This window comes from Pseudoxanthomonas japonensis, assembly GCF_043632995.1.
Lineage (GTDB): Bacteria > Pseudomonadota > Gammaproteobacteria > Xanthomonadales > Xanthomonadaceae > Pseudoxanthomonas_A > Pseudoxanthomonas_A japonensis.
Map to the genome: position 1 here is coordinate 1380410 of NZ_CP171632.1, position 12947 is coordinate 1393356.

The 12947-nt window shown below is 67.8% G+C and carries 9 protein-coding genes; 8 read left to right on the forward strand and 1 reads right to left on the reverse strand.

The window, feature by feature from the left end:
* Positions 1–275: 275 nt before the first annotated feature.
* The 3 genes from ACGHX3_RS06220 to ACGHX3_RS06230 are packed head-to-tail and all read left to right on the forward strand — an operon-like array spanning position 276 to position 5148.
* Positions 276–3077, forward strand: a complete 2802-nt coding sequence (locus ACGHX3_RS06220; RefSeq protein ID WP_394696764.1) for a right-handed parallel beta-helix repeat-containing protein — start codon at positions 276–278, stop codon at positions 3075–3077.
* Positions 3074–4144 (forward strand): Gfo/Idh/MocA family protein, encoded by a 1071-nt coding sequence (locus tag ACGHX3_RS06225; RefSeq protein WP_394696765.1) that lies wholly within the window; start codon positions 3074–3076, stop codon positions 4142–4144. The genes ACGHX3_RS06220 and ACGHX3_RS06225 overlap by 4 nt, the downstream gene beginning before the upstream one ends.
* Positions 4141–5148 carry an NAD-dependent epimerase/dehydratase family protein gene (locus ACGHX3_RS06230; RefSeq protein WP_394696766.1) on the forward strand — a complete coding sequence of 336 codons (1008 nt, stop codon included), beginning with the start codon at positions 4141–4143 and terminating at the stop codon, positions 5146–5148. Before ACGHX3_RS06225 ends, ACGHX3_RS06230 begins: the two co-directional genes overlap by 4 nt.
* 47 nt (positions 5149–5195) lie before the next feature.
* On the opposite strand, the gene ACGHX3_RS06235 is transcribed toward ACGHX3_RS06230, so the two are convergent.
* The gene (locus tag ACGHX3_RS06235) at positions 5196–6329 is read right to left on the reverse strand and encodes a glycosyltransferase (protein ID WP_394696767.1); all 1134 of its coding nucleotides are present in this window, start codon (positions 6327–6329) and stop codon (positions 5196–5198) included.
* A 154-nt stretch (positions 6330–6483) separates the two neighbouring features.
* Between ACGHX3_RS06235 and ACGHX3_RS06240 the strand changes: the two genes are divergently transcribed.
* From ACGHX3_RS06240 to ACGHX3_RS06260, 5 genes are all read left to right on the forward strand, one after another.
* Positions 6484–8046, forward strand: a complete 1563-nt coding sequence (locus ACGHX3_RS06240; protein WP_394696768.1) for an oligosaccharide flippase family protein — start codon at positions 6484–6486, stop codon at positions 8044–8046.
* A gap of 8 nt (positions 8047–8054) precedes the next feature.
* A complete protein-coding gene (locus ACGHX3_RS06245; RefSeq protein ID WP_162336502.1) occupies positions 8055–9179 on the forward strand; it encodes a glycosyltransferase family 2 protein in 1125 nt (374 codons plus the stop codon).
* A gap of 61 nt (positions 9180–9240) precedes the next feature.
* Positions 9241–10515, forward strand: a complete 1275-nt coding sequence (locus tag ACGHX3_RS06250) for an O-antigen ligase family protein (protein WP_394696769.1) — start codon at positions 9241–9243, stop codon at positions 10513–10515.
* 51 nt (positions 10516–10566) lie between these two features.
* Positions 10567–11757 (forward strand): glycosyltransferase, encoded by a 1191-nt coding sequence (locus ACGHX3_RS06255; protein WP_394696770.1) that lies wholly within the window; start codon positions 10567–10569, stop codon positions 11755–11757.
* Positions 11757–12947, forward strand: a complete 1191-nt coding sequence (locus ACGHX3_RS06260) for a GNAT family N-acetyltransferase (protein ID WP_394696771.1) — start codon at positions 11757–11759, stop codon at positions 12945–12947. The genes ACGHX3_RS06255 and ACGHX3_RS06260 overlap by 1 nt, the downstream gene beginning before the upstream one ends.

Below are 12947 nucleotides of genomic sequence, written 5' to 3' on the forward strand. Positions count from 1 at the left end.
ATACCGGCATGCATCGCGTGTCGACAGATCCTGTTCCCTTCCTGTAACGCGGTTTGTCCCTGAAACAGGACTGTCATTGGCCGGAATCCCGATGCATCCGCGTTTTCCCCTGATAAGACGCGGTGCACGGGACATTCCCGGGGGGGCGACCACGGCGGATGCGTTGTCGACGGCAGCGACGACCGGCGCAACGTTCCCCTGGCAACCCTCCGGGCAGGCCGCCCCTGTCGTGATGGTACACGGCGGGATTGGGAACTTCAGGAAACCCGCCACCGATGTCCATGTCCCTTTCCTCGCGCGCGGCCGTTCCCGTGATGGCGCTGCTGTTGGCCACGGGTGCGAGCGTGAGCCAGCCCGCGCTGTCGGCCGAGTACTTCGTCTCGACGTCGGGCAACGACAGCAGCGGCACCGGCACGCTGCAGAACCCCTACCGCACGGTCAAGCGTGCGATCAGCGCCGGCCGTGCCGGCGACACCATCACCCTGCGCGCCCCGGCCAACAACCGTATCTACAACGAGTGCGATGTGCGCCTGCGGCAGAAGATGACGCTGCAGACCTACGCCGGCGAAGGCAAGGCGCGCATCCACTGCGCGATCACCACGCCGGAGACGGTGACCATCCAGATCGACCCGGCGGCCTCGGGCAGCCGGCTGTCGAACCTGGAGATCAGCGGCGGCTACTACTACGGGATCATGCTGCAGACCAACTGGTACCAGGGCGGTCCCGGTCCTGCCACCGATACCGGCGCCACGGACGTGGTGCTGGAAGACCTGCTGATCCACAGCACGGGCCGTGACGGGATCAAGATCACGCCCAAGTCGAACCGGGCCACGATCCGGCGGGTGGAGATCCACACCACCGGTGCGCGCGACAACAGCAATGCCGACGGCATCGACAACGTCAATGCCGACGGGATGCTGGTGGAAGACAGCTACATCCACGACACGGCCACCACGGGCATGTACTTCAAGGGCGGCGCGCGCGATGTGGTGGTGCAGCGCAACCGGGTGGAGAACACGGGCGATGCAGGGATCCTGGTGGGTTTCGACACCAGCGTGGAGTTCTTCGACCTGAGCGCGAACCCGCAGTACTACGAGTCCATCCGCGGGATCGTGCGCAACAACGTGGTGCGCAACACGGGGTATTCGGGCATCGGCATGTACGCCTCCAAGGATGCCATCGTCGCCAACAACACCATCATCAATGCCGGGTCGAAGGGGCATGCCGCGCTGTTCTTCGGCCTGTCGCTGCAGGACTGGGACCAGGACGCCAAGCGTCCGCCCAACATCAACCCGACGGTGCGCAACAACCTGGTCGTGCAGGATGGCCGACCGTGCGTGGAGATCCGCTGGACGCATGAAGAGGAACTCGGCGGCGCGCTGTCGGCGCTCGACGGCGATCCCGGCATGGACTGGAACGGCTATTCGGATCGCCGGGGCGCCTGCCGGTTCATCGACCAGCGCCCGCAGACGCCGATGCTGGTCGCCAACGGCGACTTCGACCGCTGGCGCCGCCGCATGGGGGCCGATGCGCATGGCGTGCAGGCTGCTTCCTTCATGCTGGACGACACAGGCAAGCTGCAGACCGGAAGCCCGGCGATCAAGGCCGGCACCACGCTCGACGCGGTGACGGACGACATCGATGGCCATCCACGCGGCGACCCGCCGGACCTCGGCGCCTACGAGACCGGCCTGCAGGCGGCCGCCGTGCCGCCGCCTTCCTCGCCCGTCGTGGCCGTCGCCGACGACACCCTTGCCTCATTGAGTGCCGGCGCCGACGATGCCGGTCTGGTCGCAAGATCGCACTACGCCTCCTTGCAGGCGGTGTGGAACCGTTTCGCTCCCGGGATATCGCTGATGAAGTTCGTACTGATTTCGCTGACGGTCGTCGTCCTGCTGGGCCTGGTCCTGGCCATCCGTCTGGTGCGCAAGCGCAACGTGATGGGCTGGCTGCTGGCCTGGATGAAACAGGACTGGCGCGCGCCGGTGCCCGAGGGCACCACCCGCCACCTGCTGTTCTGCTTCGTCGACCACTACGAGCCCGCGTGGGGCAAGCCCGACCTCGAGAAGGAGCGCGCCCGCGTCGCCCGCTGGAGTCGCGACCTGCCGCGCCTGTGTGCCGGTCATCGCGATGCCGATGGTCGCCCGCCGGTGCATTCGTTCTTCTATCCCGAAGAGGAATATCGCGAAGAGCATCTCGACGCGCTGGTCGATCTCTGCCGGCAGGGGCTGGGCGAGATCGAGATCCACCTGCACCACGACAACGATACCGAGGCCGGCCTGCGCGAGAAGCTGTCGCGCTTCACCGAACTGCTTGCCTCGCGCCACGATGCGCTGCCGCGCGATCCAGCCACCGGCCAGCCGCGATGGGCCTTCATCCACGGCAACTGGGCGCTGGACAACAGCCATCCGAGTGGTCGCCATTGCGGCGTCGACAACGAACTGATCGTGCTGCGTGAAGAAGGCTGCTATGCCGACTTCACGCTGCCGGCGGCGCCGGACCCGTGCCAGACGCGCACGGTCAACCGCATCCACTACGCCAAGGACGATCCCGCGCGCTGCAAGTCGCACGACACCGGCCCGCGCGTGAAGGCGGGTGGTCGCCAGGCCGATGCGGACCTGATGATCATCCAGGGGCCGCTCGGCTTCCGCTGGAAGAGCCGCAAGTTCGGCCTGATCCCGCGCATCGAGAATTCCGACATCCGCAAGGTCGCGCCGCCTTCGCGCGACCGCATCGATGCCTGGGTGAAGACCGGCATCCACGTGGAAGGCCGACCGGAATGGACCTTCGTCAAGATCCATACCCACGGGGCCGAGGACTGCGACATGGATACGCTGCTCGGCCAGTCGATGGACGAGGCCTACCGTTACCTGGAATCGCGCTACAACGATGGTGAACAGTGGAAGCTGCACTACGTCAGTGCGCGCGAGATGTACAACCTGGCGAAAGCCGCGGAAGCCGGCGAAACCGGCGAGCCGGGCCAGTACCGCGACTACGTGATCGCGCGGCCGGCCTACCGCGTCGGCGGCGAGGCGTCGGCGCCGGCCCAGCCGCGCGTTGCCGGGAGCGTCGGATGAGGGTTGGGATCGTGGGGTGCGGCAAGATCGCGGACGGTCATGCCGAGCAGTTGCGCGCCATCGGCGGTGCCGACCTGGTCGCCGCATGCGATCGCGAGCCGCTGATGGTCGAACGGTTCGCGCAGCGCTGGAACGGCGTGGCCGCGCATGCGGACATGGCCGAGATGGTGCGCGCCGAGCGGCTGGACGTGGTGCACATCGTGACGCCGCCGGACTCGCACGTGCAGCTCGCATGCCAGGCGATGGAACTGGGTTGCCATGTGTTCCTGGAAAAGCCCTTTGCGCTGGACGCCGCCGGTACGCGCCGCATCCTGGAATGCGCGCAGGCGACCCGGCGGAAGATCGGCGTGAACTACCTCTACAACTTCGAGACGCCGGGCCTGCAGCTGCGCGACCTGATGGCCGAACGGGCCCTGGGCGACGTGGTGCATATCGACACCACCTACGGCTACAACCTGGGCGGCGACTACGGCATGGCGGTGATGGGCGATCCTGCGCACTGGGTCCACCGCTTGCCCGGCAAGCTGTTCCACAACGTGCTCGACCATGTACTGGCCAAGGTGGTCGGCTTCCTGGAGGAGCCGGTGACGGTGAACGCCTTCGCCCACCGCATGCGCCCGGCCAGCGGGGATCCCGCGCTCGATGCGATGCCGGACGAGTTGCGCTTCACGCTGTCGGGTGCCAACGGCGTCACCGTGTCCGGCATGGTCAGCTCCCATGCACGGCCGGTCTCGCACACGATGAAGGTGTACGGCACCCGCGACACTGTCGAACTCGATTACGCCGCGCGCACGCTGGTGCGCAGTGCGCGGCAGGACCAGCCCAGTTCGCTGGGTCGGCTGTTCCCGGCCTGGGTGCAGTCGCTGCGCTTCGCCCGCAACGGCGCGAGGAATACCGGGGATTTCATGCGCAACCAGTTCCATTACTTCCAGTGCATGCGCGTGCTGCTGCGCGGCTTCTACGGCGCCATCGACGGCCGGGACGAGGATCCCGTGCCGCATGCCCACATCCTGCGGGTGGCGACCCTGATCGACGGCATCGTCGAAGCACTGGAGCGGCCGGCATGACCGTGCTGTTGACCGGCGCGGCCGGATTCCTCGGACGCAGGATCGCCGACAGCCTGCTGGCAGCCGGCGTGCAGGACCTGCGCATCCATGTGCGCCGCACGGCGCCGCCGGGCCTGCTGGAGTGCTTGCAGCGCGACTACCCCGACGCGAACGTCAGTGTCGTCGCCGCCAACCTGCTGCATCGCCACGATCTGGCGCCGATGCTGGAAGGCGTCGACGTGCTGGTGCACGCGGCGGCGGGCATGCGCGGTTCGGCGGCGGACATGTTCGCCAATACCGTTGTCGGCACCCGCAACCTGCTGGATGCGGCGGCCGCCGCCCACGTGCGCCGCGTGGTGATGGTGAGTTCGTTCGCGGTCTACCAGACCGCCTCGCTGCCGACGGGTGCGGCCCACGACGAAACGGTGCCGGTCGAGCCGATCGGCATCGACAAGGGGCCGTATGCGCACGCCAAGACGCGGCAGGAACACCTGCTCGACGAGTACCGCGAGCGGTATGGTTTCGAGACCGTGGTGCTGCGGCCGGGCGTGATCTACGGGCCCGGCGGCGGCGCGTTCTCCAACCGCGTCGGCATCGGTGCGATGGGGTTGTTCTTCAGCCTGGGCGGTCGCGCGCCGTTGCCGCTGACCTACGTGGACAACTGTGCCGATGCGATCGCCTGCGCCGCGTTGAGCGGCGCCGATGGCCAGGCGTACAACGTGGTCGACGACGACATTCCGACGTGTTCGCAGTACCTGCGCGCCTACCGTCGCCAGGTCGCCAGGTTGCGCGTGCTGCCGGTGCCGTATCCGGTGTTCATGCTGGGCGCGAAAATATTGCTGCGCTATCACCGGTGGTCGAAGGGGCAGCTGCCGGCGGTGTTCACGCCCTACGTGGTGCGTTCCATGTACCGCCGCTTCGAATACCCGAACGGCAAGCTGAAGGCGATCGGCTGGCAGCAGCGCGTGCCGACCGGTATCGGCCTGGAGCGCGCGTTCGAGGATCTTTCGAAGCGCGCTGGCTGACGGCGACGGGCGCCACCCGCGCGGCGACAGTCGTCGCGGGTGAGGCGTCAGCGCGTTGCCAGCGCGGCGCCGTACAGCGCGTCGTAGTTTCCCCGCATGACGTCGATCGATCCGTGCTCGACCACCCAGCGCCGCGCGTTCTCGCCCATGCGCTGTCGCTCGGCGGGCGCCTGCAGCAGGCGCGACAGGGCCGTGCGCAATGCGACCGCATCGTCCGATGGCACCAGCAGCCCGGTCTCGTCCGCCTGCACGATCTCGTCGTTGCCACCCACACGCGTGGCCAGCAGGGGAAGTCCAGCCGCGCAGGCTTCCAGCAGGGCGATCGACAATCCTTCGGTGCGCGAGGGCAGGGCGAAGACATCGAAGGCGTTGAGCAGCCTGGGCACGTCCTTGCGCGCGCCGGTGAACACGACGCGGTCCGCGATGCCGAGTTGTCCGGCGCAGGCTTCCAGTCCGCTGCGCAACGGGCCATCGCCAGCGAGCACCACCACCAGGTCAGGATGGGAGGCTGCCAGGTGCGCCACGGCATCCAGCAGCAGCCGCTGGTTCTTCAGTTCCACCAACCGGCCGACCGTACCGACCACCAGGGCCTGCGGTGCGATGCCGAGTTCGCGGCGGACCTCGTCACGGAGCGCCGGCGAGCGCGGGAACTGATCGACCGGAATGCCGTTCATCACCACGCTGCTGCGGCTGGCCGGCACCAGGTTGCGCGACAGCAACTGGTCGCGGACCTTGCGGCCGACCATCGCGATCCTGCGCGAATGCGCCAGCGACCACTGGTACAGCCAGCGCAGCCGGCGATTGCCGAGCCTGCCGCCCATGTTGTGGCAGGTGTTCACCAGCACGGGACGGCGCCGAGCGAAGCGCGTGGCGGCGGCGGCGTAGTAGCTCGGCACGAAGTTGTGGGTATGCACCACGTCCACGCCGGCCTCCAGCAGGGTGGAGCGCAGCAGGCGGATCATCGCGGGATCCGCCGCGCCGCGCTTGTGCCCGATGACGACGGGAATGCCGGCCTGCTCCAGGAAGGGACGGAATCCGTCGGTGTCGCAGAGGCTGAACACCGTGACCGCGTGCCCGTGTTTCGCCTGTGCGATGGCCAGGTCGGCAACGACGCGTTCCAGTCCGCCGTATTCGAGGGAGTCGAGGACATGAACGATGCCCAGCGTGCCTGTTGGTTTCATATGGCGATGACAACGTGAAAGGTGCCGGCGGCAGGTCAGAGTATGAACGCCAGCCTGAGCCGGATGCGACGACGCGTGACCACTGTTCGCTGTTTTCTGCGTTGTTCGAGGCAGTGAGCACAGGTGCGGCCCGTTGCACCGATCCCAGGGGAATATGAACCAGCCTTTCAACGGCCGAACGGCCATCCGCGGCGCCATCATGGTCATGGGGTCGACCTACGTGACGTATGCGCTGGGGATGCTGACCAGCATCCTGTTGGCGCGGACGCTGGGGCCGGACGACTTCGGCCGGTACACCTACATGGTGTGGATGGCCGGTCTGCTGATCATGTTCAGCAACAACGGCCTGACCACGACGGTGATCCGTTTCGCATCGGAGAGCCTGGGCAGGAGCTCGCCGGAGAACGCGAGCAGCATCCACGGATGGCTGCGCCGGCGGCAGCTCGCCTGTGTCGTGCTGGTGGGGTGCCTGTTCCTGGTGGCGATGCCCTGGTTCAAGCCCGCCGGCTGGGAGGGTCACCTGGCGGTATTCGCCGCGGTGGTGCTGGTCGCCGCCATCGCCAAGGCCATGTTCCTGTTCGATGTGTCCGTGGCCAAGGGGTACGGCCTGTTCCACGTCGAAGCGCGCTCCACGGTGACGATGAGCCTGCTCAGCATCGCCGCGGTACTCGTGATGGTGGTGATGAAGGCGCCGTTGCTGGCGTACCTGCTGCTGTTCGCGTTCGTCAGCGTCGGGTACGTCGTGTGTTCGTCCATGATGCTGCGCAAGGCGGGCGTGCGGCCGTCGCGCGAGCCCGTGGATCCGGCGACGCTGGCGCGCCTGAAGCGGCACCTCGGATGGACCGTGCTGCTGACGCTGGCCTACGCCATCAGCAACAAGTCCATCGAGACCTGGATGCTGAACGCCATGGTCGGTTCGGCGGCGGTGGGCTACTTCGCGATCGCCGCCGCGCTGACGCGCGGAGGCGTGGACCTGCTCGCGTCCGGGCTGGCCACGGTGCTGATGCCGATGATGGGGCATGCGTTCGGCAAGGGCGGGCAGGAGGGCGTCAACGCGATCATGGCGAACGCTATGCGCTACTTCGCCTTCATCGGCCTGCTGCTGGCGGGGGGCGGGGCACTGGTGGCCGACAGCGCCATCACCCTGCTCTACGGCGCGGAGTACAAGGCGGTGGTGAATCCCCTGCGCGTGATGATGATCGTGGGCGGATTCACCATGATCGGCGGCGCGTTCAATGCGCTGCTGTCGACGACCGACAACCAGCATCTGCGCGTGGGTTACGTGCTGTTCTCCATCCTGAGCGTGGGCGTGCTGTCGGTGCTGTTGATCCCGCGCTACGGCCTGAACGGCGCCGTGGCCGCGCATGCCATCTCGGAAGTGCTCATCTTCACGCTGATGGCCACCGGCGTGTCCCGCCTGCTGAAGTTGCGGATGCCATGGCGCGAACTCGGCCGCATGCTGCTGTGCGCATTGATGGCGATCGCCGTCGCCCTGGTGCCGATGCTGCTGGGCGGGATCAATCCCTGGACCGAGCTGGCGGGTGGCCTGATCTATGCGGCGGTGTTCGTGCTGGGGACCGTCATGATGCGCGCCTGGCGTGCCGGCGACATCCAGCATCTCGACGCCCTGCTGCAACGCTACCCGGCGCTTGCGGGCCGGATGCAGGGACGCCTGCAGCGCTGGGCCGACGGGTTGCCGACGGACGGGGTGCATTGATGGCGGACATGCCCGTCCTCATCGCCTTCTGGGGCAGCCTGGCCGTCATCGCGTTCACCTACGCCGGTTATCCGCTGTGGGTGCTGGCGTGGGGGCGCCTGTTCCCTGATCCCGTGCGCAAGCGTCCGTACACGCCCCGCGTGACGGCACTCCTGGCCGTGTACAACGCGGCCGGAAGCGCGGTGGCCAAGGTCGAGAACCTGCTGTCGCTGGACTACCCGCCCGAGCACCTGGACATCGTCGTCGCCTGCGACGGCTGCACGGACGCGACAGCCGACGCCTTGCGCCGGATCGCGTCGCCACGCCTGCGCGTGGTCGAGTTCCCGCAGCGCCGCGGCAAGGCGGCGTGCCTGGCGGATCTGGTGGACGCCGCCACCGGCGACATCCTGCTGATGGTCGACGTGCGCCAGCGGCTCGAGCGCGACGCGTTGTCGCGTCTGGCCACGAACTTCGCGGACCAGGACGTCGGCGCGGTCAGCGGCGAACTCTGCTTCACCGACGAGACCGGCGGTTTCGCCGCCAAGGTCGGTGCGTACTGGCGCTACGAAAAGATGATCCGCAACGCCGAGGCCCGCAGTGGCTCGGTGGTGGGGGTCACGGGCGCGCTCTACGCGATCCGGCGGGACCTGTACGTGCCGCTTCCCGCCGGCACCGTGCTGGACGACGTGCTGACGCCGATGAACGTGGTGCGCGACGGCTACCGGGTCGTCTTCGAGGCGGGCGCCGTGGCCTGGGACACGCCATCCACGACCTCGGCGCAGGAACGCGTGCGCAAGGTGCGTACGCTGGCCGGCAACTATCAGGCGGTGGCGATCGCGCCGTGGCTGGTGGTGCCGTTCCAGAACCCGCTGTGGTTCCGCTTCGTCAGCCACAAGCTGCTGAGGCTGATGGTGCCGTGGCTGCTCTGCGTGCTGGCGGTGTCGTCGGCCATCCTCGCCTTCTCGCACCCGTTGTACCTGGCCTGCCTGCTGGCCGGCCTGGGGGGCGTCGCGCTCGCGGTGGCCGCCAGTTGGCTGCCCGCGCTGTCGGAGTGGATGCCGGTGCGCCTGGCGTCGACGTTCCTGCACATGAATCTCTACGCCGGTCAGGCGCTGGTCGCCTATGTCCGGAACCCGAGGTTGCACCTGTGGTGAGCGGATGCGGTGGATCGTGGCATCCTGAAGGAGTTGCGCACGCCAGGGGGGGCGAACGCCGATGATGATGTTCGTCTTCGTGCTGATCTATCTGATGCTGGTCCTGCTGAGGCCGCAGGACTATCCGCAGATGGCGGACTTCGGGATTCCGATCCTGCCGATGGCGATGGTGTCGGCGCTGGGCGCCTGGGTCTTCTCGCGCGAGAAGCGCTTCAATGCGCCGCAGTACCTCCTGCTGCCGATGTTCCACCTCGTGCTTTGCCTGTCGTTGCTGGCGATAGGGTGGATGGAAGGCGCGGTGGGGGCGTTCCTGTACTTCCTGCCCTGCCTGGTGTCGTTCTTCCTGCTCGCCAATGCAGTCAACACGCCCGCCTACACGCGGACGATCATGACGGTGATCGTGTTGTGCGCGTTCGTCATGGCGGCGCACGGCTGGGAGCAGGCGGCGACCGGTGTCGGCTGGACCGGCCAGACGACGGTCGAGGACGGGCGTATCCAGTACGTCGGCATCTTCAGTGACCCCAACGACCTGGGCATGCTGTTCGTCATCTCGCTGCCGATGGCGGCCTACCTGGGCAGCCGCGGGGGCCTGCTGGGCCTGCGGCGCCTGTTCTGGTACTGCGGATGCCTGCTGCTGTTCTACGGCATCTACCTGACCAACTCGCGCGGCTCGTTCCTGGCCGTGGTCGCGATGACCGCTGTCTACATCTGGATCCAGCGCGGCGCGATCTGGGCCGCCATGCTCGGCGCGGGGGCCATGGTGGTATTGCGCATGATGCCGTCGCGACTGGACGAGTTGAACGTGCAGGAGTCCTCCGCTTCCGGCCGCATCGATGCCTGGTACGAAGGCATGCAGATGTTCATCACCCATCCCGTGCTCGGCGTGGGGGCAGGGCAGTTCACGCAGTACCACTACCTCACCGCGCACAACTCGATCATCCTGGTGCTCGCCGAGACGGGCATCATCGGTTTCTCGTTGTGGTTCACCTTCGTCGGGTACGGTTTCTGGATGATGTACCGCATCGTCCGTTTCGAGCCGGAATTCGAGGACGAGGACGACATCGTCGAATGGCAGGAGGCCAGGGCGATGGCGCTGGTGCTGCTGGTGGCGCAGGCAGGCTTCTTCGCTGCGGCGTTCTTCCTGAGCCGCAGCTACGTGATCCTGCTGTACCTGCTCGCCGCACTGGTCGTGGCCCACCATTCCAATGTCCTGGCGCGCTTCCCGGCCTTGGGCGAACTGCGCCTAGGCAACCACCTCGTGCGTTGGGCCGTGCTGACGGCGGGTGCCGTGGTCGGCTTCTATGTCGTGCTGAAGGTGCTGCTGGCGATGGGATGACCGCTGTCTCTGGCCTGAGAGACGGACCATTCGCGTTCAAAGAGATTGATGATGCCCCGGATTGCCCTCGTCACCCCGATGTTGCCCGTGCCCCACGACCAGACGCGGGGCCGCTACATCCATGAGACCGCACGCGCGCTCTCGCAACTCGCGCAGGTGCGCGTGTTCTTCCAGCAGGCGAGCTATCCCCGCATTCCGGGCCTGTCGCCGCGCAGCTTCCTGCGCGGTGAGGTCGGCGAGGACTACACGCTGGACGGCGTGGACGTGGAGGCCTTCACCTATCCGGCGCTGCCGGGTCTGTCGCGCGCCACCAACGGCTGGATGGCGAGCCGCGCGCTGGTGCCGCGGATGCGCCGGTTCGAACCGGACCTGGTGCTGGCGTACTGGGTGTACCCGGATGGTGCGGCGGCCAAGCGTGCGGCACGGCGCCTGGGCGTGCCCTGCATCGTCGGTGCCCGCGGTTCCGACATCCATGTGCGCACCGGCCTCAACGCCCACCTGACCCGTCGTACCCTGCAGGGTCTGGACGCGATCTTGACCGTCAGCCATGCGATGCGCGACACCGCCATCGCGACCTTCGGCGCCGATCCTGAGCGCGTGCATCCGGTGGTCAACGGCATCGACACCGACGTGTTCCATCCGCGCGACCGCCAGGCGATGCGCAGCAAGCTGGGCGTCCCCGCCGATGCGCGCCTGATCACCTATGTCGGCCGTTTCGTCGAAGCCAAGGGCATGCGCGAACTGCTGCAGGCATTCCAGTCGCTTGCCGGACAGGATCCGCGCGTCCGCCTGGCCCTGGTCGGCGACGGCGTGATGCGCGAGGAACTGGCCGGCCTGGTGCAGGCGACCGGCCTGGCCGGGCGCGTCACCATGACCGGCGGACTCGAGCCGGCTCAGGTCGCCGAATGGATCGGTGCCTCCGATGTGCTGACGTTGCCGAGCTGGTCGGAAGGCTATCCGAACGTGGTGGTCGAAGGCATCGCCTGCGGCCGTCCGGTGGTGGCGACCGCGGTCGGCGGCACCGGCGAGATCATCAAGGCCGGCAACGGCATCCTGGTGCCGCCGCGCGATGCCGCTGCGCTGGAGCACGGCCTGGCCGATGCGCTGGCGCGCACTTGGGACGCCGCCGCGGTGTCGGCGTCGGTAAGTCGTGGCTGGGGCGACGTCGCGGCCGATACGCTGGCCATCTGCCGGCAGGTGCTGGGCGTGAGCGACGGCGACGTCTGCCTGGGCCGTGCCTGATGACGGGCGCCGTCGGCGGCCCGGCATCGCGGATCACCAGCGAGGCGAGGGGGACATGGCGGGTGCTGGCCGAGTACCCGGATCTTGCCGACGACTGGATGCGCTTGCAGGCGCAGTCCGACGGGACCCCGTTCACGCACTGGCACTGGATCTCGACCTGGCTGGAACAGCTGCCGGCGCACATCGTGCCGCGGGTGTTCCGCATCGAGGACGCGGAGGGCTTGCTGGCGCTGGCCGTGGCGGTCGATGCGCCGGAGCGCGGCAAGGGCCGCTTCTTCGGGCGTCATTCGCTGCGGCTGCAGGAAACCGGCATGGACGCGCTGGACGAGATCAGCGTCGAGTATTCCGGACTGCTGGTCAGGCGCGGCGGTGAAGTCGCCGCGTACGCGGCCCTGTTCCGCGCCCTCGAAGGCCACTGGGAGGGGTGGAGGCGCTTCCGCATCACCGCCACCGCGCATGGGCCGCATATCGCGTCCGCGCTGCCCGCCGGCCTGCACTGCTATTGCGTGCTCAGCCAGCCCTGTTGTCGGGTCGACCTGGACCGGCTGCGGGACAGCGGCAAGGGCTATGTCGATTCGTTGAAGCGCAACTTCCGCCACCACCTGCGGCAGAGCCTGCGTGCCTACGAAGCGCACGGCGCACTGAAGGTCGAGGTGGCCGACAGCGTCGGGCAGGCGCTGGCATGGCTGGACGAGCTGCGCACGCTGCACGAGCGCCGGTGGCGGTCGAAAGGAAAGGAGGGGTCGTTCTCCAGCGACTTCTTCCATGCCTTCCACCAGGCGCTGGTGCGGAAGGGCTCGGGCGATGGCTATGTGCGGCTGACGCGCGTCAGCGCGGGCGCGCTGGTGGTCGGGTATCTGTACAACTTGCACTGGCGCGGGACGGTGTACTTCTACAACTGCGGACTGAACTATGGCGCGTTGCCGCGCTACGACAGTCCGGGCTCGGCCGCGCTGGCCGCCTGCATCCAGCATTGCCTGGACGAGGGGCTGGCGGCGTTCGATTTCCTGGCCGGCGCGCAGCCGTACAAGCGCCGGTTGTCGCATGAAGCGCGCACGCTCGAGTGGATCGACGTGCGGCAACGCGGACTGGCGCACGACAGCGAACGACTGGTCGCGCAGGCGCTGGGCACCGGCACCTTCGGCATTCCCCTGGCGCGCCAAGCGCCGCTTACTTCATCCAGCGAGTGA